Annotated in this window: 24 protein-coding genes; 18 read left to right on the top strand and 6 right to left on the bottom strand. The window is 71.2% G+C overall.

The features are described from left to right. The first annotated feature begins 30 nt into the window (after positions 1–30). Positions 31–501 carry a LemA family protein gene (locus tag KALB_RS32545; RefSeq protein WP_025359858.1) on the top strand — a complete coding sequence of 157 codons (471 nt, stop codon included), beginning with the start codon at positions 31–33 and terminating at the stop codon, positions 499–501. Positions 502–510: 9 nt separating this feature from the next. Beyond that, complete coding sequence (locus KALB_RS32540; protein ID WP_025359857.1) at positions 511–1443, top strand: DUF389 domain-containing protein; 933 nt, start codon at positions 511–513, stop codon at positions 1441–1443. 3 nt (positions 1444–1446) lie between these two features. On the opposite strand, the gene KALB_RS32535 is transcribed toward KALB_RS32540, so the two are convergent. Continuing rightward, on the bottom strand, positions 1447–3573 hold the full coding sequence (locus tag KALB_RS32535; protein ID WP_025359856.1) for an elongation factor G-like protein EF-G2: 2127 nt from the start codon (positions 3571–3573) through the stop codon (positions 1447–1449). A gap of 226 nt (positions 3574–3799) precedes the next feature. Here KALB_RS32535 and pdxS point away from each other — a divergent pair, with 226 nt between their 5' ends. Continuing rightward, positions 3800–4699, top strand: a complete 900-nt coding sequence (gene pdxS, locus KALB_RS32530) for a pyridoxal 5'-phosphate synthase lyase subunit PdxS (protein WP_025359855.1) — start codon at positions 3800–3802, stop codon at positions 4697–4699. Between the two features lie 134 nt (positions 4700–4833). On the opposite strand, the gene KALB_RS32525 is transcribed toward pdxS, so the two are convergent. From KALB_RS32525 to KALB_RS32515, 3 genes are read right to left on the bottom strand one after another with little or no spacing between them, the layout of a single operon-like run. Then, entirely contained in the window at positions 4834–5235 is a 402-nt protein-coding gene (locus KALB_RS32525) for a type II toxin-antitoxin system VapC family toxin (RefSeq protein WP_030109449.1), read from the bottom strand. After that, positions 5235–5528: a hypothetical protein gene (locus KALB_RS32520; RefSeq protein ID WP_051913124.1), complete on the bottom strand. Its 294-nt coding sequence runs from the start codon at positions 5526–5528 to the stop codon at positions 5235–5237. The genes KALB_RS32525 and KALB_RS32520 overlap by 1 nt, the downstream gene beginning before the upstream one ends. A 45-nt stretch (positions 5529–5573) precedes the next feature. Next, on the bottom strand, positions 5574–6137 hold the full coding sequence (locus KALB_RS32515; protein ID WP_025359852.1) for a helix-turn-helix domain-containing protein: 564 nt from the start codon (positions 6135–6137) through the stop codon (positions 5574–5576). 64 nt (positions 6138–6201) lie between these two features. Between KALB_RS32515 and KALB_RS32510 the strand changes: the two genes are divergently transcribed. From KALB_RS32510 to KALB_RS32440, 15 genes are all read left to right on the top strand, one after another. After that, complete coding sequence (locus KALB_RS32510; RefSeq protein WP_042221031.1) at positions 6202–6888, top strand: AzlC family ABC transporter permease; 687 nt, start codon at positions 6202–6204, stop codon at positions 6886–6888. Continuing rightward, positions 6885–7193, top strand: coding sequence for an AzlD domain-containing protein (locus tag KALB_RS32505; protein ID WP_025359850.1), 309 nt, complete (start codon positions 6885–6887; stop codon positions 7191–7193). The genes KALB_RS32510 and KALB_RS32505 overlap by 4 nt, the downstream gene beginning before the upstream one ends. A 262-nt stretch (positions 7194–7455) precedes the next feature. Beyond that, positions 7456–8811 carry an amino acid permease gene (locus KALB_RS32500; RefSeq protein WP_081790004.1) on the top strand — a complete coding sequence of 452 codons (1356 nt, stop codon included), beginning with the start codon at positions 7456–7458 and terminating at the stop codon, positions 8809–8811. 50 nt (positions 8812–8861) lie between these two features. After that, entirely contained in the window at positions 8862–9479 is a 618-nt protein-coding gene (gene pdxT / locus KALB_RS32495) for a pyridoxal 5'-phosphate synthase glutaminase subunit PdxT (RefSeq protein ID WP_025359848.1), read from the top strand. Positions 9480–9539: 60 nt separating this feature from the next. After that, positions 9540–10292: a YebC/PmpR family DNA-binding transcriptional regulator gene (locus KALB_RS32490; RefSeq protein WP_025359847.1), complete on the top strand. Its 753-nt coding sequence runs from the start codon at positions 9540–9542 to the stop codon at positions 10290–10292. Between the two features lie 62 nt (positions 10293–10354). After that, a complete protein-coding gene (locus KALB_RS32485) occupies positions 10355–10888 on the top strand; it encodes a DUF4262 domain-containing protein (protein ID WP_025359846.1) in 534 nt (177 codons plus the stop codon). A gap of 718 nt (positions 10889–11606) precedes the next feature. Then, positions 11607–12182, top strand: a complete 576-nt coding sequence (gene ruvC, locus KALB_RS32480) for a crossover junction endodeoxyribonuclease RuvC (protein WP_025359845.1) — start codon at positions 11607–11609, stop codon at positions 12180–12182. Beyond that, the gene (ruvA, locus tag KALB_RS32475; protein WP_025359844.1) at positions 12179–12781 is read left to right on the top strand and encodes a Holliday junction branch migration protein RuvA; all 603 of its coding nucleotides are present in this window, start codon (positions 12179–12181) and stop codon (positions 12779–12781) included. Before ruvC ends, ruvA begins: the two co-directional genes overlap by 4 nt. Positions 12782–12815: 34 nt before the next feature. Then, positions 12816–13862, top strand: coding sequence for a Holliday junction branch migration DNA helicase RuvB (ruvB, locus tag KALB_RS32470; RefSeq protein ID WP_025359843.1), 1047 nt, complete (start codon positions 12816–12818; stop codon positions 13860–13862). Positions 13863–13939: 77 nt separating this feature from the next. Then, positions 13940–14317, top strand: a complete 378-nt coding sequence (yajC, locus tag KALB_RS32465) for a preprotein translocase subunit YajC (protein ID WP_411931059.1) — start codon at positions 13940–13942, stop codon at positions 14315–14317. Between the two features lie 231 nt (positions 14318–14548). After that, positions 14549–16294, top strand: a complete 1746-nt coding sequence (secD, locus tag KALB_RS32460; protein WP_025359841.1) for a protein translocase subunit SecD — start codon at positions 14549–14551, stop codon at positions 16292–16294. Position 16295: 1 nt separating this feature from the next. Next, positions 16296–17495: a protein translocase subunit SecF gene (gene secF / locus KALB_RS32455; RefSeq protein WP_025359840.1), complete on the top strand. Its 1200-nt coding sequence runs from the start codon at positions 16296–16298 to the stop codon at positions 17493–17495. Then, a complete protein-coding gene (locus KALB_RS32450) occupies positions 17492–18010 on the top strand; it encodes an adenine phosphoribosyltransferase (RefSeq protein ID WP_411931149.1) in 519 nt (172 codons plus the stop codon). The genes secF and KALB_RS32450 overlap by 4 nt, the downstream gene beginning before the upstream one ends. A gap of 207 nt (positions 18011–18217) precedes the next feature. Continuing rightward, on the top strand, positions 18218–20518 hold the full coding sequence (locus KALB_RS32445) for a RelA/SpoT family protein (protein ID WP_025359838.1): 2301 nt from the start codon (positions 18218–18220) through the stop codon (positions 20516–20518). A 76-nt stretch (positions 20519–20594) separates the two neighbouring features. After that, positions 20595–21125 (top strand): hypothetical protein, encoded by a 531-nt coding sequence (locus tag KALB_RS32440; RefSeq protein ID WP_025359837.1) that lies wholly within the window; start codon positions 20595–20597, stop codon positions 21123–21125. Positions 21126–21738: 613 nt separating this feature from the next. On the opposite strand, the gene KALB_RS32435 is transcribed toward KALB_RS32440, so the two are convergent. Together KALB_RS32435 and KALB_RS32430 are read right to left on the bottom strand one after the other, a co-directional pair. Further along, positions 21739–22392: a response regulator gene (locus KALB_RS32435; protein WP_025359836.1), complete on the bottom strand. Its 654-nt coding sequence runs from the start codon at positions 22390–22392 to the stop codon at positions 21739–21741. Continuing rightward, a complete protein-coding gene (locus KALB_RS32430; RefSeq protein WP_025359835.1) occupies positions 22389–23621 on the bottom strand; it encodes a sensor histidine kinase in 1233 nt (410 codons plus the stop codon). The genes KALB_RS32435 and KALB_RS32430 overlap by 4 nt, the downstream gene beginning before the upstream one ends. Positions 23622–23704 lie beyond the last annotated feature (83 nt).

Below are 23704 nucleotides of genomic sequence, written 5' to 3'. Positions count from 1 at the left end.
GCCGGGCCCGCTGATCCGTAGAGTTGGGGCGTGACCGTCGACGCGCTGTGGGTGGCATTGGCCCTGGTGCTGGCCGTCGGCCTCTGGGCGGTGCGCACCGCGAACCGGCTGGACCGCCTGCACATCCGCACCGACGCAGCCTGGGCGGCGCTGGACTCGGCGCTGGCCAGGCGGGCGGTGGTGGCCCGGCTGGCCGACCCCCGGCTGCGGGCCGCCGCGGACGCCGCGGAGTCGGCTCCACGGGGTGAGCGGGAGGCCGCCGAGAACGAGCTCGGTGGGCTGCTCGCCGGGCTGGACCGCACCGCGCTGCCGCCCGAGGTCGCCGCCGAGCTGGAGGACGCCGAGCACCGCGTGGTGCTGGCCAGGCGGGTGCACAACGACGCGGTGCGGGACACGCTGGCCCTGCGCGTGCGCCCGATGGTGCGCTGGCTGCGGCTGGCGGGCACGGCGCCGCGCCCGAGCTACTTCGAGATCGTGGAGCCGGACCACCTCGGCTACTAGGGTCACGCCGTGTTCCACCTCCGTGTACTCGTGCCCGCCGAACAGTCCGCCGCCGCACTGAGCTTGTTGCGCGACCAGGTCGGCGTGACCCACGTGGTGCTGCTGGCCGGGGCCGCGCTGGAACCGGCCGGGGACGTGGTCGAGGCGCTGGTGACCCGCGAGGCCGCCGACGAGGTGCTGGCCGCGCTGTGCGAGCTGGACCTGGACCACCTGGGCGGCATCACCCTGGAGGCCGTGGACACGGTGCTCTCCGATGCCGCCGACCGCGCCGAGGAGGCGGCACCGGGCGATCCCGCCGACGCCGTGGTGTGGGAGGAACTGCTCGCCAAGACCGGTGAGGAGGCCAAGCCCAGCCTCACCTTCCAGTCCTTCCTCACCCTGGCCTGCCTGCTGGCCGCGGTCGGCGTGGTCACCAACTCGCCGGTCACCATCGTCGGCGCCATGATCGTCGGTCCGGAGTTCGGCCCGCTGGCCGCGCTCGCGGTCGGCCTGGTGCGCCGCCGCGGCGACCTGCTGCGCAGGGCGGGCCTGGCGCTCGCGATCGGCTTCCCGCTGGCCATGCTGGTCACCGCGGGCGCCACCGTGCTGGAGGGCGCCGCGGGCCTGTTCGACCGAGGCACCGTGCTCTCCGCCCACCAGGTGGACTTCGTGTACCAGGTCGGGCCGTACTCGCTGATCGTGGCGCTGCTGGCCGGTGCGGCGGGCATGCTCGCGATGACCTCGGCCAAGTCCGCGGCGCTGGTGGGCGTGTTCGTGTCGGTGACCACGGTGCCCGCCGCGGGCTACGCCGTGGTCGCGGCCGTGGTGGGGGAGTGGGACCGCTGTCTGGGGTCACTGGCCCAGCTGGTGGTCAACATGATCGGCATCGTGCTGGCCGCGGCGGGCGTGCTCCTGCTCAGCAGGCGGCGCATCGGCCACGACCGCCCGCTGAGCCGGAACTGACCCTCAGACCTTGGCCGCCAGCGAGTCCGGCAACGGGTCGTAGCGCACGAAGTGGCGGGTGAACGTGGCGGTGCCCGAGGTCAGCGAGCGCAGCTCGATCGCGTAGCGCAGCAGCTCGGTCGCGGGCACCTCGGCCCGCACCAGGGTCCGCCCCGGCACCACGTCCACCTCGGTGCCCAGCACCCTCGCCCGCTTGCTGGACAGGTCGCCGAGCACCGAGCCCAGGTGCTCGTCGGGCAGCCGGATCGCCACCTCGTCCATCGGCTCCAGCAGGGAGATCCGGCCGGTCGCCGCGGCCTCCTTCAGCGCCAGGGCGCCCGCGGTCTGGAACGCCGCGTCCGAGGAGTCCACGCTGTGCGCCTTGCCGTCCACGAGGGTCACCCGCACGTCGACCACCGGGTGATCACCGTGCAGGCCCTTGGCCAGCTGCGCCCGCACGCCCTTCTCCACGCTGGGGATGAACTGGTGCGGCACGGCCCCGCCGACCACGCGGTCCACGAACTCGAAGCCCGATCCGCGCGGCAGCGGCTCCACCTCGAGGTCGCACACCGCGTACTGCCCGTGCCCGCCGGACTGCTTGACGTGCCGCCCGTGTCCCCTGGCGGGCTTGCTGAACGTCTCCCGCAGCGCCACCCGCACGTCCTCGGTGTCCACATCGGCCCCGCCCGCCCGCAGGCGGGCCAGCACCACGTCGGCGTGCGCCTCGCCCATGCACCACAGGACCAGCTGGTGGGTCTCGGCGTTGCGGTCCATGCGCAGGGTCGGGTCCCCGGCCACCAGCCGGGACAGGTTGCGCGCCAAGGTGTCCTCGTCGCTGCGGGTGCGCGCCACCACGGCCACCGGCAGCAACGGCTCTGGCATCACCCACGGCGCCATCAGCAGCGGCTGCTCCGGCGCGGACACCGTGTCCCCGGTCTCCGCGGTGTTCAGCTTGGTCAGCGCGCACAGGTCGCCCGCGACGCAGTGCGTCACCTCGCGCAGGGTCGAGCCCAGCGGGGAGTAGACGTGCGCCACGCGCTCGTCCTCGTCGTGGTCGGCGTGCCCCCGGTCGGACATGCCGTGCCCGGAGACGTGCACGGACCGCTCGGGGCGCAGCGTCCCGGAGAACACGCGCACCAGCGAGACCCGGCCCACGTAGGGGTCGATCGCGGTGCGTACCACCTCGGCGGCCAGCGGACCGTCCGGGTCGGTGCTGATCTGCAGGGTGCGCCCGCCCACCGGGTCGGTCACGGTGGGCAGCGGGTGCTCCAGCGGGGAGGGGAAGGCCCGCACGATCCCGTCCAGCACCTCGGCCAGCCCGAGCCCGGTCGCCGAGCACACGGGGATCACCGGGTGGAACGAGCCGCGGGCCACCGCCGTCTCCAGGTCGGCGATCAGCACCTCCTGGTCGATCTGCTCGCCGCCGAGGTAGCGCTCCATCAGCGTCTCGTCCTCGCTCTCCGCGATGACGCCCTCGATCAGCGCGTCGCGGTGGCCGGAGAGCAGCTCGGTCAGCTGCCCGTCCGGCTCCAGCACCGCGGGCGGGTAGCCGCCCGCGTAGTCGAAGACCCGCTGGGTGATCAGGCCGACCAGCCGGGTGCCCTCGGCGCCGGGCACGGGCAGGTACAGCGGCAGCACCCCGCCGCCGAACGCCTGCTGGCAGGCCGCCAGCTCCGCGTCGAAGTCGGCGCGGTGGTGGTCCAGCCGCGCGATCACCACGGCCCTGGGCATGCCGACCGCGGCGCACTCCTCCCACACCGCGGTGGTCATCGCATCCACGCCCTCCGCGGCGCTGACCACGAACAGCGCCGCGTCCGCCGCGCGCAGACCGGCGCGCAGCTCACCGACGAAGTCGGCGTACCCAGGCGTGTCAATGAAGTTGATCTTCACCTCCTGGTGCAGCACGGGGGCCACGGCCAGGCCCACCGAGCGCTGCTGGCGGACCGCGGCCGGGTCGTGGTCGCACACGGTGGTGCCCTCGGTGACCGTGCCCGCCCTCGGTACCGCCCCGCAGGCGGCCAGCAGGGCCTCGGTCAGCGTGGTCTTGCCCGATCCGGACGGTCCGACCAGCACGACGTTGCGCACCTTGGCCGGGTCGCCCACAGCGACCGCGCCGCCGGGATGTGTGTTGTCGGTGTGCTTGGACCCCATCGGGTCACCTCCTGCTAGGACGGTGTTGTCCTGCGATACACCTCGATGTGTTCGATCTCACACCCGATGCGGTACCTGGACAACCCCGCGGGCCGGGTCGGCACCGATGGGCGTACCCGCGGCGGAAGTGGCCTTCTGAAATCGGGGCAGATTGGCCGCGTCTGAGGTGCCACGTCGGACGTACAGTCGGCGGCGAACCCCTGTAGACCTGTGGAAAGGCGCGACCGTGACCTCCGAGAACACCCCCGCCACCGGAACCGCACGCGTCAAGCGCGGCATGGCCGAGATGCTCAAGGGCGGCGTGATCATGGACGTGGTCACCCCGGAGCAGGCCAAGATCGCCGAGGACGCCGGTGCGGTCGCCGTGATGGCCCTGGAGCGGGTGCCCGCCGACATCCGCGCCCAGGGCGGCGTCGCCAGGATGAGCGACCCCGACATGATCGACGGCATCGTCTCCGCGGTGTCCATCCCGGTGATGGCCAAGGCCCGCATCGGCCACTTCGTCGAGGCGCAGGTGTTGCAGTCCCTCGGCGTGGACTACATCGACGAGTCCGAGGTGCTCACCCCCGCCGACGAGGCCAACCACATCGACAAGTGGGCCTTCACCGCGCCGTTCGTCTGCGGTGCCACCAACCTGGGTGAGGCGCTGCGCCGCATCGCCGAGGGTGCCGCGATGATCCGCTCCAAGGGTGAGGCGGGCACCGGCAACGTGGTCGAGGCCACCCGGCACATGCGGCAGATCCTCAGCGACATCCGCAGGCTCACCGTGCTGGACGAGGCCGAGCTCTACGCCGCCGCCAAGGAGCTGCGCGCCCCGTACGAGCTGGTCAAGGAGATCGCCGCCACCGGCAAGCTGCCCGTCGTGCTGTTCACCGCGGGCGGCATCGCCACCCCCGCCGACGCCGCGATGATGATGCAGCTGGGCGCCGAGGGCGTGTTCGTCGGCTCGGGCATCTTCAAGTCCGGCGACCCGGCCAAGCGCGCCGAGGCCATCGTCAAGGCCACCACCTTCCACGACGACCCCGACGTGATCGCCAAGGTCTCGCGCGGTCTGGGCGAGGCCATGGTGGGCATCAACATCGGCGACCTGTCCGAGGGGCAGAAGCTGGCCACCCGAGGCTGGTGACCCGCCCTCCCCGTGTCATGAAGGTGCCTTTCGAGACGTCAGGTGTCTCAAGGGGCACCTTCATGACCTGCGGCCCCGCGTCCAGCATGTCCTGAAGGTGCCCTTCACGGCGTCCACCGTCTCGAAGGGCACCTTCAGGAAGCCGAGTACAGCTCGACCTTCGCCTGGTGCCCGTTGGACCCGGCCAGCTTCGCGTCGCAGGTGATGAGCGGGACGTCCAGGAGTTCGGCCAGTGCCACGTACAGCGCGTCGTAGGCAGTGATCGAGTCCTGGAGCTGCCACGCCCGGTCCACGAGGTTGGCGTGCGGAATCCGGGTTATCGGGCTGGCCTGGATCGTGGTCAGTGTGACGCGGGCCTGGCCCCGGGTCAGGTCCCCGTGCCGCACCATGCGGCGCAGCACGCTCAGCACCTCGGCGTCGAGCAGTTCGGGAGCCGCCGCCGTGGCGGCGAGCATGCGGTTGACCAGCGCCCTGTCCTGCTCGTTCCCCGTGAACAGCGCGATGAGCGCCGAGGTGTCCACGACCGCGTCGAGCATCACTCGGTTTCGTCCCTGGCCGCACGCACCCCGCGGACGATCGTCTCACGGTCGACACCCCAGTCGCGGTCCTGCGACCGGGCGAAGAGCTGAGCCATCGTCGGCTTGCTGACCATCGCCACCAAGTGGTTGCGCAGGTAGGAGGTCAGCGACAGGCCCGCCGCCGCCGCACGGGCCTGGAGCTCGTCGACCACCTCGGCGGGAACGTCCCTGATCTGGACGTTCCGGGTCACGGTGGGCGAGGTGAGGGGCAGTGAGGTCTCGGAGGCACTTGTGCGCAGCGGCTCGGCCATGTCTGGACGCTACCTCAACCGCATGCGATCTGCATGCGAAGTCACCTAGACGTGTTCCATCACGAGCACGGCGATGGTGTCGGCGGCCAGGGCCTGGTAGCTGTGCGGCACGTCGCCGGGGAACCGGATGTAGTCGCCGGGACCGAGGTCCACCTGCTCGCCGACGGGGCCGGTGCGGACCCGGCCGGTGGACACGACCAGGTGCTCCACGGTGCCGGGGATGTGCGCCTCGGCCTTGCGCGGGGACCCGGGTTCGAGCGTGATGACGTAGATGTCCCGCCGGGCTCCGGGCGGGCAGGAGGCGAGCAGGGCGCCGGTGAAGTGGGCCTGCTCGGAGCGCACGGCGGGCCACTCGCCCGAGCGCACCACCCGCACGGCGGGCCGGGGCGGGTCGACCAGCCTGCTGAACGGCACGCCGAGCGCGACCCCGAGCGCCCACAGCGTCTCCACGCTGGGATTGCCGGTGCCGGACTCCAGCTGGGACAGCGTGGACTTGGCGATCCCGGCCTGCCGGGCCAGTTCGGTCAGGGACAGTCCCACCCGGTCCCGCTCGCGTCGGATCGAGGCGGCGATCACGTCCAGTGGCGCGGTGGCGCGCTCTGACTCCATCGTTCGTTCCATCAGTCGGGACGTTCGCCTTGACGAACATCGGGCGGCCTGTTCAGTATGAGCTGTGTTCCGTTCGATCTGGCGAACAGTAGACCGTAGCGTCCTGCGCGATGTCTCGCCCATCGCCCTCACGGCCGTGGTCACCGGCGCCTCCTTCGGCGCCATCGCGGTCTCCTCGGGGACCCCGGTCTGGCTGGTCTGCGCCATGTCCGTACTGGTCTTCGCGGGCGGCTCGCAGTTCATGGTGGTCGGCATCGTGGCCGGTGGCGGCAGCCCGCTCGCCGCGGTACTGGCCGGACTCGTGCTCAACGCCCGCCACCTGCCCTTCGGCCTGGCCATCGGCGACCTGCTCGGCACCCGGCTGGCCACCCGCGTGCTCGGCAGCCACCTGATGGTCGACGAGTCGGTGGCCTTCGCGCTGGCCCAGCGCGAACCCGCCAGGGCCCGCGCCGCCTTCTGGACCTGCGGCGCCGCCCTGTTCCTGACCTGGAACGCCGGCTGCCTTGCCGGGGCGCTGGTCGGCCAGGCCATCGGCGACCCCGGCCGGTTCGGCATCGACGCCGCGTTCCCCGCCGCCATGCTCGCGCTGGTGCTGCCCGCGCTGCGCGAGCCGACCACCCTGCGCGTGGCCATGGCTGGTGCGGCCATCGCCGTGGCCACCAGCCCGTTCCTGCCGCCGGGCGTGCCGATCCTGCTGGCGCTGGGTGGGCTGGTGCTGGCCGGGCGCGTCCCCGCGGCGGTGGCCCGATGACCGTCGAGGTGGTGCTGGCCCTGGCCCTGGGGACGTTCGGCATCCGGTTCGCCGGGCCGCTGCTGCGCGAGCGGCTGCACCTGTCCGAGCGGGTGCGCACGCTGATGGGCATGGCGGCCACCGCCCTGCTGCTCGCGCTGGTCGCGGTGAACGCGCTCGTGCCGCACGGGGGCTTCGGTGGCTGGGCTCTCGCGGCAGGCGTCACGGTGGGTGGCGTCGCGGCCTGGCGCAAGCTGCCATTCGTGGTAACTGTGCTGCTCGCGGCGGGTGTGACTGCCGGTTTTCGGTTGCTGGGAGTGGCATGACGTGTGTCGCGAGTCACATCAAGCCTTGCCTAAGTATGGGAGCTCTCCCATCGTCCAGTGACTAACGTCCCGCAACCATCGGGTGGGCCAGGTCTCACTCGGGTTCGGGATCGGCGCCGGGGACCACGAGGGCGGTTCGCGGTGTCACACACAGGACGGAAGGGAACCGCTCGTGGGTTCTTCCACCGGTACCCCGCGGAACGACCAGGTCGAGGTCGACTCCGAGGGCTACTCCAAGGCACTGGGCAACCGCCAGGTGCAGATGATCGCGATCGGCGGCGCCATCGGCGTCGGCCTGTTCCTCGGAGCCGGCGGCAGACTGCACGACACAGGCCCCGCGCTGGTGCTGTCCTACGCGCTGTGCGGCGCGGCGGCCTTCTTCGTGATGCGCGCGCTGGGTGAACTGGTGCTCTACCGGCCCACCTCGGGCAGCTTCGTCACCTACGCCCGTGAGTTCATCGGGCCGTGGGCGGGCTTCACCTCGGGCTGGATGTACTGGCTGAACTGGGCGATGACCGGCATCGCCGAGATCACGGCGGTGGGCATCTACGTGCACCGCTGGCTGCCGGACGTGCCGCAGTGGGTCACCGCGCTGATCGCGCTGGTCGCGCTGCTGACGATCAACCTGGTCTCGGTGAAGCTGTTCGGCGAACTGGAGTTCTGGTTCTCCGTCATCAAGGTCACCGCGATCATCGTGTTCCTGTTCGTCGGTGTCGGCCTGGTGCTGACCTCGGCGAACATCGGCGGGCACACCGCGGGCGTGGCCAACCTGACCGCCGACGGCGGCTTCTTCCCGCACGGGGTCGGCGTCACCCTGATCGCGTTGCAGGCGGTCATCTTCGCCTACTCGGCCATCGAGCTGGTCGGCATCGCCGCAGGTGAGACCAAGAGCCCGGAGAAGGTGCTGCCCAAGGCCATCAACGGGGTCATCTACCGGATCGGCATCTTCTACGTCGGCTCCGTGCTGCTGCTGGCCATGCTGCTGCCCTCACTGCTCTACAGCAGTGACGCCAGCCCGTTCGTGACCGTGTTCAGCGCGCTGGGCATCCCGTGGGTCGCCGACGTCATGAACGCCATCGTGCTGACCGCCGCGCTGTCCTCCTGCAACTCCGGCCTGTACTCCACCGGCCGCGTGCTGCGTTCGCTGGCGGACAAGCGCGAGGCCCCGAAGTTCGCGGGCAAGATGAGCAAGCAGCACGTGCCCTACGGCGGCATCCTGTTCACCTCGGTGATCTACCTGGCCGGGGTCGGCCTGAACTACTTCGTGCCCAAGGAGGCCTTCGACATCGTCACCGCCATCGCCTCGCTGGGCGTGGTGGCGACCTGGGCGACTCTGGTGTTCTGCCAGATGCGGCTGCGCAAGGCCGCGCTGCGCGGTGAGCTGGAACGGCCCAGCTACCGCATGCCGGGCGCCCCGTACACGGGCTGGCTCACCCTGGGCTTCCTCGCGCTGGTGGTGGTCATGATGGGCTTCGCGGGCGGTGCCGAGCGGATCGCGTTCTACTCGATCCCCGGCATCGCCGTGGTGATCTTCATCGGCTGGAAGCTGGTGAAGTCCCGCCGCCCGGAGGCACCGGAGATCACCCTGCGCCAGCCGGCCCCGGTGAGTGGCGACTAGAAGTTCACCCTGTCTGGGACCTCGGGCGGGCATTCCACTAGGTTGGTGGGGTGCCCGCCCAGCCCGTCGTCGGAGTGCTCGCCCTGCAGGGTGACGTCCGTGAACATCTCGTCTCCCTCGCCGCGTGCGACGTGCTGGCCCGCCCGGTGCGCCGCCCCGAGGAGTTGGCCGAGTGCGACGGCCTGGTGCTGCCCGGTGGCGAGTCCACCACGATGAGCCGCCTGCTGGAGACCTTCGAGCTGCTCGAACCGCTGCGCAAGCGGCTGGCCGACGGCATGCCCGCCTACGGGTCCTGCGCGGGCATGATCCTGCTGGCCGGACAGGTCCTGGACGGGCGCGCCGACCAGCAGCAGCTCGGCGCGATCGACATGGTCGTCCGGCGCAACGCCTTCGGCCGCCAGGTGGACTCCTTCGAGTCCGAGCTGGACGTCACCGGTATCCCCGGCGGCCCGGTGCACGCGGTGTTCATCAGGGCGCCCTGGGTGGAATCGGTCGCCGATGGGGTGGAGGTCCTGGCCCGAGTGCCGGACATACCCGCCTCCGGGGACGCCGCCGGTAGGATTGTCGCAGTTCGGCAGGGGTCCGTGCTGGCCACCTCGTTCCACCCGGAACTGACCGGGGACGAGCGCGTGCACCGCCTGTTCGTGGAAACCGTTCGCGCGGCCTGACCTGCCCGACGGCAGTGTTGTCCGGCCCCAGCGGTCAGTGTTGTGAGTGACGGAGGACTGATGAGCGGCCACTCCAAGTGGGCGACTACCAAGCACAAGAAGGCCGCGATCGACGCCAAGCGCGGCAAGCTGTTCGCCCGGCTGATCAAGAACATCGAGGTCGCGGCCCGCACCGGTGGCGGCGACCCCGACGGCAACCCGACGCTGTGGGACGCCATCCAGAAGGCCAAGAAGAACTCCGTGCCCGCGGACAACATCGAGCGCGCACGCAAGCGCGGGGCCGGTGAGGAAGCCGGTGGCGCCGACTGGCAGACCATCATGTACGAGGGCTACGGCCCCAACGGGGTCGCGGTGCTCATCGAGTGCCTGACCGACAACCGCAACCGCGCGGCCTCCGAGGTGCGCACCGCGATGACCCGCAACGGCGGCAACATGGCCGACCCTGGCTCGGTGGCGTACCTGTTCAACCGCAAGGGCGTGGTGATCCTGCCCAAGAACGAGCTGTCCGAGGACGACGTCCTGATGGCCGTGCTGGACGCGGGCGCCGAGGAGGTCAACGACCTCGGCGAGAACTACGAGGTGGTCTCCGAGCCCACCGACCTGATCGCCGTGCGCACCGCGCTCAAGGACGCCGGTTACGACTACGAGTCCGCCGAGGCCAACTTCGTGCCCTCGATGACCGTGGAGGCCGATGTCGAGGTGGCCCGCAAGGTGTTCCGCCTGATCGACGCGCTCGAGGACTGTGACGACGTGCAGAACGTCTTCGCCAACGTCGACGTGTCCGACGCGGTGCTCGAGGAACTGGACGCCTGATCGGTGATGGGCCCCGCGTGGGGCCCATCCTGTACTTTCCGTTAACAGCCTCACCCGGCAGAATGACACCCGTGCCGCCGAATTCCGCGCTCAACAAGCTGACTGACCAAGATCGCGCGTTGCGGCAGTGGCTGCTCAAGCAGGCCGAGGACCACGGCAACGCGGTGGTCCAGGTGGCCGGGGACGAGCAGGGCGCACCGTACTGCTTCACCGTCGGCGCCTGGCGGCGTTTCGGCGTGGCCGAGGCCGTGGTGATCGGCCTGCCGCTGGAGATGGGCAGCCTGCTGGTCACCGCGTACGTGGACGCCTGCAAGCAGGGCGCGCGCTTCCGGCCCGGCGAGATGTACGACGGCTTCTTCAAGGGCGTGCCGATCACGCTGGAGAAGGTCGCCAAGGGCTTCTACCCCGAGTACTTCGGCAGCGCGTTCCTGTTGCACCCGACCGGGGACTTCCCGGCCGTGCAGCTGATCGTGCCCGCCGACGGTGGCCACTGGCCCTGGCAGGACACCGCCCCGCCCGGGTTCGCCCAGTGGCAGCCCGTGCTCACCGCGAGCGGCCGCCCGGAGAGTTGGCTACCAGGCGTTGACGGTCCCTGACCCGCCCGCCGCGAGTCCCGCTCTGGTGCTGGCGAGTCCCGCTCTGGGGCGCGCGAGTCCCGTTCTGGGGTTGGCGAGTCCCGCTCTGCGGGCGCCACACTCCGCTGCCCGCGCGTGTCGGACGTTCCGGTACGGCGTGTCGGCGCTAGCCGTACGGCGTGTCGGCGGTTCCCGTACCGTGTGTCGCGCGTTCCGGTGAGCCGCTGCCGAGAAGCGCGACACGCTAAGCCGCCGCCTTGGTCGGCGCAGCGGCGCGGAGGGGGAGTTCCTGCTGGCTGCTAGGCGCGCCGGCTTCGAGTCGGACCAGACCCGGCGGCACGCGGCGGCCCGGTCAACGGGCGGACCTGGGCCGTGACGGGCATGCCGAGGTTCGACGCCTGTGAAACCCAAGCGCGGCAACGGTTCGCCAACCTGGTTGACGTCTTGTTCGACGTGGATCGAGTGCCGCTCGACGTGGCACAGACCGCGAGTCGGCTCACCCTGCTTCGCGAGTGGCGTGTACCGGAAGCGCCGACACGCCGTACCGGAAGCGCCGACACGCGGTACCGGAACGTCCGACACGCGACGGAGCCGGAGCGGGCCGCCCGCCGACCGGGACTCGCCGGCCCCAGAGCGGGACTCGCCAACGTGGGGGCGGCGAGTCGGTGGGTGGAGTGATCGCGCCGACGGGTAACCTCGCTGCTCGAACGGGTGTTCGGCGGCGCGAAGGGCGGATCAGGTGCGGGTGCTGGGCGTCGACCCTGGGTTGACCCGCTGCGGGCTGGGCGTGGTGGACGGCGGCACTGGGCGGACCGTGCGCTGCGTCGCGGTCGGCGTGGCGCGCACCCCGGTGGACGCCGACCTGGCGAACCGGCTGCTGGCGCTGGCCGACGAGGTGGAGTCCTGGCTGGACCTGCACCAGCCCGAGGTGGTGGCGATCGAGCGGGTGTTCAGCCAGCACAACGTGCGCACCGCCATGGGCACCGCGCAGGCCGGCGGGGTGGTCGCCCTGCTGGCGGCACGGCGCGGGCTGCCGGTGGCCTTCCACACGCCCAGCGAGGTCAAGGCCGCCGTCACCGGCTCGGGCAAGGCGGACAAGGCGCAGGTCACCACGATGGTGACCAAGCTGCTCGGGCTGCGCGAGGCGCCCAGGCCCGCCGACGCCGCGGACGCGCTCGCGCTGGGCATCTGCCACCTGTGGCGGGCCCCGTTGATCTCCCGGCTGGCGCAGGCCGAGGCGCGTGCCGCCGAACTCGCGCGCAACCACAGGGCACGACTGGCCCAGGCGGCCAACAACAAGGGAGTGGCGCGGTGATCTCGTCGGTACGCGGGCAGGTCCTGTCGATCGGTCTGGACCACGCGGTGGTCGAGGTCGGCGGGGTCGGCTTCGCCGTGCAGGCCACGCCGACCACCCTGGCCGGGCTGCGCCGCGGTGAGGAGGCGAGCCTGGCCACCGCCCTGGTGGTGCGCGAGGACTCGCTCACCCTGTTCGGCTTCACCGACGCCGACGCCAGGCAGTTGTTCGGCCTGCTGCTGTCGGTCTCCGGCATCGGCCCCAAGCTGGCGTTGGCCACGCTGGCGGTGCTGGAACCGGACAAGTTGCGCGCGGCGCTGGCCGAGGGCAACACCGCGATGCTGACCCAGGTGCCGGGCATCGGCCGCAAGGGTGCCGAGCGGCTGATCATCGAACTGCGCGACAAGGTCGGCGCGCTGGTCACGCCCGGGGCCGTGCCCGCCAGCGCCGGTCCGGACGCCGAACTGGTGCGCACGCAGGTCACCGAGGCCCTGCTCGGGCTGGGCTTCCCGGCCAAGCAGGCCGAACAGGCGGTGGACGCCGTGCTGGCCGACACCGCGGGCGCCGAGACCTCGGTGGTGCTGCGCCGTGCGCTGACCTCGCTGGGGCGCAAGCGGTGAGCGCGGGTCGGCGAGCGTCAGCGAGGAGTGTCCCGTGAACGAGGAGGACTACTCGCCGGTCTCGGCCTTCGCCGAGCCGACCGAGCGCGATGTCGAGACCACGCTGCGCCCGCGCAGGCTGGACGAGTTCGTCGGCCAGCCCCGGGTTCGCGAGCAGCTGGACCTGGTGCTGCGCGGCGCCCAGCAACGCGGTCAGCCGCCGGACCACGTGCTGCTGTCCGGGCCGCCCGGCCTGGGCAAGACCAGCCTGTCGATGATCATCGCGGCGGAGCTGGGCAGTGCCATCCGGATCACCTCGGGACCGGCCCTGGAGCGCGCGGGCGACCTCGCCGCGATGCTGTCCAACCTGGTCGAGGGCGATGTGCTGTTCATCGACGAGATCCACCGGATGGCCCGTCCCGCCGAGGAGATGCTCTACCTGGCGATGGAGGACTTCCGGGTGGACGTGGTGGTCGGCAAGGGGCCGGGGGCCACCAGCATCCCGCTGGACATCGCCCCGTTCACCCTGGTCGGCGCCACCACCCGGTCCGGCTCGCTGACCGGCCCGCTGCGCGACCGGTTCGGCTTCACCGGGCACATGGAGTTCTACAGCGCCGAGGAGCTGGAGCAGGTCGTGCACCGCTCGGCCACCATCCTGGGCATCGACCTGGACGTGGCGGGCGGCGCCGAGATCGCGCGCCGCTCGCGGGGCACCCCGCGCATCGCCAACCGGCTGCTGCGCCGGGTCCGCGACTACGCCGAGGTCCGCGCGGACGGGGCGGTGACCAGGCAGGTCGCCAGGGCCGCGCTGGAGGTCTACGACGTGGACGAGCTGGGCCTGGACCGGCTGGACCGCGCGGTGCTCGGCGCGCTGGTGCGCTCCTTCGGCGGCGGCCCGGTGGGGGTGTCCACCCTGGCCGTGGCGGTGGGGGAGGAGCCGACCACGGTGGAGGAGGTCTGCGAGCCGTTCCTGGTGCGTGCGGGCATGCTGGCGCGCACGCCCCGCGGCCGGGTCGCCACCGCCGCGGCTTGGTTGCAGTTGGGTCTCACCCCGCCCCCGCAGGCCCCCGGCGAGACGGCTGCCAGCGGATCCACCCGCTGAGGTGTGGCAGACTCGACAGGCATACCCCAGCATTCGGTCACCCGTGTCAGGTTCGGGTGATCTGTGAATGGAGAATGATGGACCCGCAGTCCTTGATGCTCCCGCTGCTGATCGTTGCCGTCGGCGCCATGCTCTTCTTCGGCACCCGCAAGCAGCGCAAGCAGATGCAGGAGCAGCAGCAGTTGCAGAACTCGCTGCAGCCCGGCGACCAGGTGATGACCACCTCCGGTCTGTTCGGCACGATCGCCGAGACCCACGAGGACCGGATCGACATCGAGATCGCCCCGGGCGTGGTGACCAGCTGGCTGCGTGCGGCGGTCCGCGAGAAGGTCAACCCGGTGGTCGAGGACGACACCGATGCCGATGACGAGCCCACCGCGGCCGTCGCGGGCGAGCCCGCCAGCACCGCCGAGGTGGCCCCGCCGCTGGAGCAGCAGGACAAGGCCACCCGCTAGGGGGCCACACGTCCACCCCGGCCGGATCACTGTGAACAACGGTGAATCGGCCGGGATCGGCGTGCCTACGCTGTCGGCCCGGTGTTGCCGTAGGGTGACGCAAGCCTCACACAGCGGGCGGTACGCTGCGCCGCACCCGCGCCATTGGCCTGGTGGGGGGCGATTCCGCTGTGCCCGGCTTGGGCGCGGCGGCCACCGAAACGATGATCAGCGCGAGGAGATGTACCGACCGTGGCACCTCCGGCCGGGCAGATCCGCCCAGTGCGTTACCTGGGTGTCTTTGCCTTTATCTTGGTCGTGCTCTACGCCTTGGTGTTCTTCACCGGGTCTGGATCGCCGACTCCCAAGCTCGGTATCGACCTGCAGGGCGGAACCAGGGTCACGCTGACCGCGGTCTCGCCCGACGGCAAGCCGCCGTCGAAGGACTCACTGGCACTCGCCCAGAAGATCATCACTGATCGGGTCAACGGCAGCGGCGTCACCGGACCCGAGGTCATCCAGGACGGCAACAACCTGGTCATCACCGCCCCCGGCAACGACAGCGACCAGCTCAAGAGCCTGGGACAGGCCGCCGTGCTGCGCTTCCGGCCGGTGCTCAACGATCCGCAGTCCGGCTCGCCGCTGCAGATCCCGGTGAACCCGCCCGCGCCGACCTCCACCACGCCCAAGCCCTCGGACAGCGCCAAGCCCTCCGGCTCCAACGCGCCGACCTCGGGCAGCACCCCGCCACCGAGCAGCAGCTCGCCCAAGCCGCAGGGCGCCCCGGTGCCCGCCGCGCAGACGAGCACCACCGCGCCCAGCAGCACGGCCGCCAGCACCACCGCGGCGCCGAGCGGCAACGAGGGCGAGGACGCGGCGCAGCAGGCGAAGAAGATCGCCGACGCCAAGGCGCTGCGGCAGAACCCGAACGCGGGCACCGACCCGAACGCGCTGAAGGCCGCGCTGGACTCGCTGAACTGCGGCAAGCCGGACCCGCTCAAGGGCTACGACGACCCGGCCAAGCCGCTGGTCACCTGCGACCAGTCGGGCCAGTACAAGTACGTGCTCGGGCCGAAGTTCCTGGACGGCGCCCAGATCCAGAACGCGCAGTCCGGCTTCGACCAGCAGCAGGCCCAGTGGGTCGTGTCGCTGAACTTCAAGCCGGACGGCGCCGCGACCTGGGGCGACTACACCGGCAAGCACGTCGGTGAGCAGGCCGCGTTCGTGCTGGACAGCCAGGTGGTCTCCGCGCCCAAGATCAACCAGAAGATCCTCGGCGCCACCCAGATCAGCGGGCAGTTCACCCAGCAGACCGCCAAGGACCTGGCCAACGTGCTGAGCTTCGGCTCGCTGCCGCTGTCGTTCAACAACTCCGAGAGCCAGACCGTCTCGGCCACGCTGGGCCTGTCCTCGCTGGAGGCCGGTCTGCTCGCCGGTGGTATCGGCCTGCTGCTGGTGATCATCTACTGCCTGTTCTACTACCGGGCGCTCGGCGTGCTGACCCTGCTGTCCCTGGTGTGCTCGGGCGCGATGGTCTACGCGGTGCTGGTGCTGCTGGGCCGCTGGATGGGCTACAGCCTGGACCTGGCCGGTGTCGCCGGTTTCATCATCGCCATCGGCATCACCGCGGACTCCTTCGTGGTGTTCTTCGAACGCATGAAGGACGAGGTACGCGAGGGCAGGACGTTCCGCTCCGCGGTGCCTCGCGCCTGGGTCCGTGCCCGTCGCACGATCCTGTCCGCCGACGCGGTCAGCTTCCTGGCCGCCGCCGTGCTCTACGCGCTGGCCGTCGGCGGGGTGAAGGGTTTCGCGTTCACCACCGGCATGTCGACCCTGCTGGACCTGGTCGTGGTCTTCCTGGTCACCCACCCGCTGGTGGTGCTGGCCTCCCGGTCCAAGACGCTGTCCAAGCCGGCCTTCTCCGGCCTGGGCGCGGTGCAGAAGGCGGGCGTGGAGATGCGCTCGGCCGCTGCCGCCACCGCCGCGAAGGAGGCGTGAGATGTCTGCTCCCGCAGGCGAGAAGCGGCACGGGGTGTTCCACAACCTCTACGTGGGCACCGGTGCGTTCGACATCATCGGCAAGCGCAAGCGCTGGTACGTCACCTTCGCGATCATCGCCCTGATCTGTATCGGCTCGATGGGCATCAAGGGCTTCGAGTTGGGCATCGACTTCACCGGCGGCACCCAGATCCAGCTGCCGGTGTCCGGCCAGGCCGGTGCGATCAGCACCGACCAGGTCGGCGAGGTCTACAAGCAGGTCATGGGCCACGAGCCCGCCCAGGTGCAGACGGTGGGCTCGGCCAACTCGGCCACCATCCAGCTGCGTTCGGTGCCGCTGAACACCCCTGACCTGCTCAAGCTGAAGGCAGCGCTGTTCGACAAGCTCAAGCCGATCCCGCAGGGCGGCAACGGGCAGCCCAGTGAGAAGGCCATCAGCGACAGCGCCGTCAGCGCGTCCTGGGGCGGGGAGATCTCGCAGCAGGCGCTGATCGCCCTGCTGGTGTTCCTGGTGCTGGTGACGATCTTCCTGACGTTCTACTTCGAGCGGTCCATGGCCATCGCCGCGGTCGTCTCGCTGTTCAACGACCTGATCATCACCGCCGGTGTGTACTCGCTGATCGGCTTCGAGGTCACCCCGGCCACCGTGATCGGCTTCCTGACCATCCTCGGCTTCTCCCTGTACGACACCGTCGTGGTGTTCGACAAGGTCCGGGAGAACACGCGCGGTCTGCTGGGGCTGACCCGGCGCACCTACGCCGAGGCGGCCAACCTGGCGGTCAACCAGACCCTGATGCGCTCGATCAACACCTCGCTGATCGCGTTGCTGCCGGTGCTGGGCCTGCTGGTGGTCGGCGTGGTGCTGCTGGGTGTTGGCACCCTGCAGGACCTGGCGCTGATCCAGCTGACCGGCATGCTCGTCGGTGCGGTGTCCTCGATCTGCCTGGCCACCCCGCTGGTGGTGGACCTGAAGATGCGGGACCCCAAGTACCGGCAGCAGGCCGAGCGGGTCGCCCAGCGCAGGGCCAACCTGGCGCGCAAGGCCGAGCTGGCCGAGGCGGGCGAGGACGTCGACCTCAGCGATGACGACGCCCTGGCCGCCGAGTTGCGCAGGGAGAAGGCCATGGCCGCGGCGGCGAGCACGCCCTCGCGCACGCCCAAGGCGCGCTCCGGCCGCCCGACCGGCAAGAAGCGGCGCTGAACGCGCTGTCCGGCGCGCTCGGGCTCATCCGGGAGGTCCCCGACTTCCCCGAGCCCGGCGTGCTGTTCCGGGACATCAACCCGGTGCTGGCCGACCCCGCCGCCTTCCGCGTCCTCACCGACGCGCTGGCGAGCGGGGTCGCCCCCGGCACCGAGGTGCTGGTCGCCGTGGAGGCCCGCGGGTTCCTGCTCGGGGCCGCCATGGCCTACGCGATGGGCCTCGGCCTGGTCTGCGTGCGCAAGCCCGGCAAGCTGCCCGCCGTGGAACACCGGGTGGACTACGCGCTGGAGTACGGCACCGCCACGCTCGAGCTGCCCGCCACTGTCGTGCGCGCGGGCCAGCGGGTCGCCATCGTGGACGACGTGCTCGCCACCGGCGGCACCGTGACCGCCACCAAGCAGCTCGTGGAGCACTGCGGGGCGCGGGTCACCGGCGTGCACGTGGTGTTCGAGATCGCCGCGCTCGCCGCCCGTGACCGGCTCGGCGTCCCCGTGCACGCGCTGCTGACAGACTGACGTGTCATGAAAGTGCCGTATGAGACATCAGATGTCTCATACGGCACTTTCATGACATGAGGGTGACTAGTCCGACCGAACTCGAACGTCGGTTCGGCGTGTCCTGGCGCACGTTCGGCGCCCTGTGCACGGCCGCGGGGGAACCGAGAGGTCCGTTGAGAGCTATTCTCGTTACTCGGTGACCCTCCGAAGTGCCCGGGAGCGTGGTTGAGCCAGGACGTCGAACCCGCAGCCACGCCGCAGGCAGCGGCCCAACGGTCCGCCTCTGCGACGCGGCGGGTGCGCGCGCGCCTGGCCCGCAGGATCACCGCACAGCGCGCGGCCCCGGTCAAGCAGGTGCTGGAGCCCCTGGCCGCGGTGCACCGCGAGCTGCACCCGAAGGCCGACCTGGCCCTGTTGCAGACCGCCTACGACGTGGCCGAGGAGAAGCACCGCGAGCAGCGGCGCAAGTCCGGGGACCCGTACATCACCCACCCGCTGGCCGTGGCGACGATCCTGGCCGAGCTGGGCATGGACACGACCACCCTGGTCGCGGCCCTGCTGCACGACACGGTGGAGGACACCGACTACTCGCTGGAGCTGCTCAGCGCGGACTTCGGCGAGGAGGTGGCGCACCTGGTCGACGGGGTCACCAAGCTGGACAAGGTCAAGCTGGGCGCCGCCGCCGAGGCCGAGACGATCCGCAAGATGGTCATCGCGATGGCCCGCGACCCCCGGGTCCTGGTCATCAAGCTGGCCGACCGGCTGCACAACATGCGCACGATGCGCTTCCTGCCGCCGGAGAAGCAGGCCCGCAAGGCGCGCGAGACCCTGGAGGTGCTGGCCCCGCTGGCACACCGGCTGGGCATGGCCACGGTCAAGTGGGAGCTGGAGGACCTGGCTTTCGCCATCCTCCAGCCCAAGCGGTACGACGAGATCGTGCGCCTGGTGGCCAACCGGGCCCCGTCCCGCGACACCTACCTGCGCAAGGTCGTGGACGAGCTGTCCAGCCACCTGGAGTCCTCGCGCATCCCCGCCAGGGTCGAGGGCAGGCCCAAGCACTACTACTCGATCAACCAGAAGATGATCGTGCGGGGCCGCGACTTCGACGACATCCACGACCTGGTCGGCGTGCGCATCATGGTCGACGACGTGCGCGAGTGCTACGCGGCGATGGGCGTGGTGCACTCCCTGTGGCAGCCGATGCCCGGCCGGTTCAAGGACTACATCGCCCAGCCCCGGTTCGGCGTCTACCAGTCGCTGCACACCACGGTGATCGGCCCGGACGGCAAGCCGTTGGAAGTGCAGATCCGCACGCACGAGATGCACCGCACCGCCGAGTACGGCATCGCGGCGCACTGGCGGTACAAGGAGACCAAGGGCACGCACAGCGGGCGCGGGGTCGAGGTCGACGAGATGGCCTGGATGCGCCAGTTGCTGGACTGGCAGCGGGAGGCCGCCGACCCCAGCGACTTCCTCGAGGCGCTGCGTTACGACCTGGCCGTGCGCGAGATCTTCGTGTTCACACCCAAGGGCGACGTGTTCACCCTGCCCACCGGCTCCACCCCGGTGGACTTCGCCTACGCGGTGCACACCGAGGTCGGCAACAGGTGCATCGGCGCTCGCGTGAACGGGCGGCTCGTCGCCCTGGAGCGCAAGCTGGAGAACGGCGATGTCGTCGAGATCTTCACCTCGAAGGCAGAGGGTGCGGGCCCCAGCAGGGACTGGCTGGCCTTCGCCGCCTCACCCCGCGCCCGGGCCAAGATCAAGCAGTGGTTCGCCAAGGAACGGCGCGAGGAGGCCATCGAGAGCGGCAAGGAGACCATCGCCAAGGAGGTGCGCAGGGTCGGCCTGCCCATCCAGCGACTGGTCACCGCCGATTCCATGGCGGCGCTGTCTCGGGAGCTGCGGCTGCCCGACGTCAGCTCGCTGTACCGGGCCGTCGGCGAGGGGCAGGTCTCCGGACGGCACCTCGTGCAGCGACTGGTCGCGCTGCTCGGCGGCGTGGAGCACGCCGAGGACGAGCTGGCGGAGCGGTCCACCCCGTCCACTGTGGTGCGCAGACGCGCGCCCGGCGACCCCGGCGTGATCGTCAAGGACACCACCGACGTCTGGGTGAAGCTGGCGCGCTGCTGCACCCCGGTGCCCGGGGACGACATCCTGGGTTTCGTCACCCGGGGCGGCGGGGTCAGCGTGCACCGCACCGACTGCACCAATGCCGACGAGCTGACCGCCACCCCGGAACGACTGGTGGACGTGGAGTGGGCGCCGAACTCCTCCTCGGTGTTCCTGGTGGCCATCCAGGTCGAGGCCCTGGACCGGCACCGGCTGCTCTCCGACGTGACCAAGGTGCTCGCCGACGAGAAGGTCAACATCCTGTCGGCCTCGGTCACCACCTCGCGGGACCGGGTGGCGGTGAGCCGGTTCTCCTTCGAGATGGGCGACCCGAAGCACCTGGGGCACGTGCTCAAGGCGGTGCGCAGCGTCGAGGGGGTCTACGACGTGTACCGGGTGACCTCGGCGTCCTGACCCCATCGGGCAGCCGTAGGGGCTGACCTGCTCCGAGTTGAGAGCACTGCTCTCGCTGCGGTCCTACCGTGGCCGCATGAGTGTTCCGGAGTGGGTGCAGGACCTGGTGTCCTGGGCTTGGGCCCGGCACCACAACGTGCTGAGCTGGTACATCCGACCGCTGTTCCTGCTGCCCTATTGCTACTTCGCCTACCGGCGCAGTGCGTGGGGCATCCTGCTGACCCTGCTCGCGCTGGTCACCAGCATGGCCTGGTTCCCGGCTCCTGAGCAGTCCTCGCCGGGGGTGCAGGAGATGCTCGACGCCGAGCGGGACTACCTGCTCAGCGACTGGACCCCGGTGAAGGTACTGATCGGGTTGCTGGTGCCGCTGACCTTCCTGGGAGTGGCCGTCGCGTTGTGGCGGCGTTCGGTGGCCTGGGCGCTGGTGGTGATCAACGGTGCGGTGCTGTTCAAGGCGGTCTGGACGTTCTGGTTCAGCGGCACCGAGGGCGCGCTCACCCACCTGCCCGCCGCGTTGATCGGCCTGGCACTGGTGGACGCCGTGGTGCTGCTGGTCGCGCGCTGGCTGCGCAGGCGCTCGCCCGCCGTGCCGCCCGCACTGACCTGAGCCGCTCGCGAGCGCGGCTGGCGGGTGGTAGGCGGTGCGTTGCGGCCGCGGCTCGGGTCGCGTCCGCGGGATTTGGCGACGCGGTGAGCGGGACTCGCGCCTCGCGGGCGGGGCTCGCGCCCCGGTGCGCGGGATTCGGCGACGCCTGGGCGGGATTCGCGCCCCTGTGACCGGGATTCGCGCTCCGGGGGCCGGGATTCGCGCCCCTGTGGGCGGGACTCGGCGACGCATGTCCGGGACCCATGACCCGGAAGCCGGGACTCGCCCACACGTCGGCGGGACTCGCGCCCTGGCGAGCGGGACTCGCGCCCCTGTAGCCGGGAGTCGTCGACCGCTGCGCCGGATTCGCGCTCCGGGGCAGGGCTCATGACCCGGGGACCGGGACTCGCGCTCCGGTGCGCGGGATTCGCGCCCGTGTGAGCGGGACTGGCACACACGTCGGCGGGACTCATGACCTGGTGGGCGGGATTCGCCGACCGGTGGCCGGGACTCGGTGACGCCTGGGTGGGACTCATGACCCGGTGGGCGGGACTCGGCGACGTGCGGGCGGGACTCGCGCCCCTGTGACCGGGACTCGCGCTCCGGTGAGCGGGACTCGCGGGGTGTTGGGGTGCTAGTGGGTGACCAGGCCGGCCTCGTAGGCCAGGATCGCGGCCTGCACGCGGTTGCGCACGTCCAGCCGGTCCAGCACGGCGCTGACGTAGCCCTTCACGGTGCCCTCGACCAGGTGCAGTTCGCGGGCGATCTCGGCGTTGGACAGGCCCGCGCCGACCAGCGCCAGCACGTCCCGCTCGCGCTCGGTGAGCACCTTGATCCGCTCGCGGGCGGTCACCCCGCGGTTCATCCGCTCCCCGCCCAGCTCGGTGATCACCCGGTGGGCGACCTTCGGTGACAGGAAGGCCGCGCCGCCAGCCACCGCCCGCACCCCGGCGATCAGCTCCCTGGGGTCGCCCGACTTGAGCAGGAAGCCCGCCGCGCCCTCGGCCAGTGCGCGGCCGATGTACTCGTCCTCGCCGAAGGTGGTCAGCAGCACCACCGCCGTGTCGGGGGAGGCCGCGCGCAGTTCGGGGATCGCGGCCAGGCCGTCCAGCACGGGCATGCGGATGTCCAGCAGGGCCACGTCGGGGCGGTGCTCGGCGGCCAGCCGCACGGCCTGCCTGCCGTCGGCGGCCTCGGCCACCACCTCGATCCCCGGGTCCGTGCCCAGGATGGCCAGCACCCCGGCACGGATCATGGCCTCGTCGTCGGCCACCAGCAGCCGGATCACCGGCCACCCACAAACGCCACGATCAGTCCTCCGATCACCAGCAGCAACACGAGCAGGGTGGGGGTGACCACCGCCGCGAGCAGGCCCTGCCTGACCCTGCGCCGGGCCATCCGCAGGTGCTGCGCCGAGGAGGTCGGTTCCACCGGGACAGCGTCCGACACCTGCCTGGGCACCCGCGCGACGAGCCGGAACCCGCTTCCCTCGGGACCGGCCCGCAGCGAGCCGCCGATCAGGCGCACCCGCTCCTGCAAGCCGACCACACCGTAGCGCCCGGCCGGTCCCTGCTCCGGGGGACGGGCCGGGGCGCCGTTGAGCACCGTCACCACGACCTCCTCCGGCAGGTGCTGCACCACCACCTCCACCTCGGCTCCCGGCGCGTGCTTGGCGGCGTTGGTCAGCGCCTCCTGGACCACGCGGTGCACCGCCAGGTCCGGCATGGGCTCCAGCTCGGTGACCTTGCCCTCCACCCGCAGCCGCACGCTCATGCCCGAGCCGCGTGCCCGCTCCACCAGGGAAGCCAGCGACTCGTGCACCGGTACGACGGGTGCGGGGGTGTCCTGGCGCAGCACGCCGATCACCTCGCGCAGCCGGTCGGTGGCCGCCGCGGCGCTGGCCCGCAGCTCGGCCGCGGCCTTGCGGTGCCGCTCGTCCAGGTCGGCGGCCAGCTCCAGGGCGCCCGCCCGCAGCGCGATCAGGCTCAGTTCGTGGCCCAGCGAGTCGTGCATGTCCTCGGCGATGCGTGAGCGCTCACGCAGCCTGGCCTGGTCGGTGCGCAGTTGCTGCTCCTGCTCCAACTGCTCCGCGCGCTGCCAGCCGCCCATCGTGAGTTCGTCCTGCATCCACCGGTACCGGCCGATCAGCCAGGGGGCGAGCAGGGACAGCGGCACGGTGACCAGCGTCGTGACCACGAACCTCTGCTCGTGCAGGGCCGAACTGATGATCATGATCACACCCGCGCAGACCAGCGCGGGCCAGTCGCGGGGAGCGCGGCGCCCGGCCAGGTAGGCCAGCACGATGATCGCCGGCGTGACCGGGCCCGACGCCAGCGCGGCGCAGGCGCTCGCCGTGACGACGGCCAGCGCGATGCCGGGCACCGACCTGCTCAGCCCCACCGCGATCCCCGTGCCGAGGATCGCCATCGCGGGCCACCAGCCGTTCTGGCCCATCACCAGGAGCAGTAGCTCGGGCAGGGACAGCACCAGCCACAGACCCACGTCCCTGGCCGTCATCCACCCGCCGCGCACCTGTCCATCGTGGACCACCGACCCGTCATCGGCACACCTGACGAAGGTCAGGAACCGGGGCGTGTCAT

Origin of the sequence: Kutzneria viridogrisea DSM 43870 (assembly GCF_000525635.1) — a bacterium.
Taxonomy (GTDB): Bacteria; Actinomycetota; Actinomycetes; order Mycobacteriales; family Pseudonocardiaceae; genus Kutzneria; species Kutzneria viridogrisea.
This window is presented reverse-complemented; position numbering and strand designations above follow the sequence as displayed.

Bases quoted from the DNA above. Each gene is read 5' to 3' on its own strand.
- KALB_RS32535 (WP_025359856.1), bottom strand. From the start codon at position 3,573: ATGGGGTCCAAGCACACCGACAACACACATCCCGGCGGCGCGGTCGCT.
- KALB_RS32525 (WP_030109449.1), bottom strand. From the start codon at position 5,235: ATGCTCGACGCGGTCGTGGACACCTCGGCGCTCATCGCGCTGTTCACG.
- KALB_RS32520 (WP_051913124.1), bottom strand. From the start codon at position 5,528: ATGGCCGAGCCGCTGCGCACAAGTGCCTCCGAGACCTCACTGCCCCTC.
- KALB_RS32515 (WP_025359852.1), bottom strand. From the start codon at position 6,137: ATGGAGTCAGAGCGCGCCACCGCGCCACTGGACGTGATCGCCGCCTCG.
- KALB_RS32505 (WP_025359850.1), top strand. From the start codon at position 6,885: ATGACCGTCGAGGTGGTGCTGGCCCTGGCCCTGGGGACGTTCGGCATC.
- KALB_RS32500 (WP_081790004.1), top strand. From the start codon at position 7,456: ATGATCGCGATCGGCGGCGCCATCGGCGTCGGCCTGTTCCTCGGAGCC.
- KALB_RS32490 (WP_025359847.1), top strand. From the start codon at position 9,540: ATGAGCGGCCACTCCAAGTGGGCGACTACCAAGCACAAGAAGGCCGCG.
- KALB_RS32485 (WP_025359846.1), top strand. From the start codon at position 10,355: ATGACACCCGTGCCGCCGAATTCCGCGCTCAACAAGCTGACTGACCAA.
- yajC (WP_411931059.1), top strand. From the start codon at position 13,940: ATGGACCCGCAGTCCTTGATGCTCCCGCTGCTGATCGTTGCCGTCGGC.
- secF (WP_025359840.1), top strand. From the start codon at position 16,296: ATGTCTGCTCCCGCAGGCGAGAAGCGGCACGGGGTGTTCCACAACCTC.
- KALB_RS32440 (WP_025359837.1), top strand. From the start codon at position 20,595: ATGAGTGTTCCGGAGTGGGTGCAGGACCTGGTGTCCTGGGCTTGGGCC.
- KALB_RS32430 (WP_025359835.1), bottom strand. From the start codon at position 23,621: ATGACGGCCAGGGACGTGGGTCTGTGGCTGGTGCTGTCCCTGCCCGAG.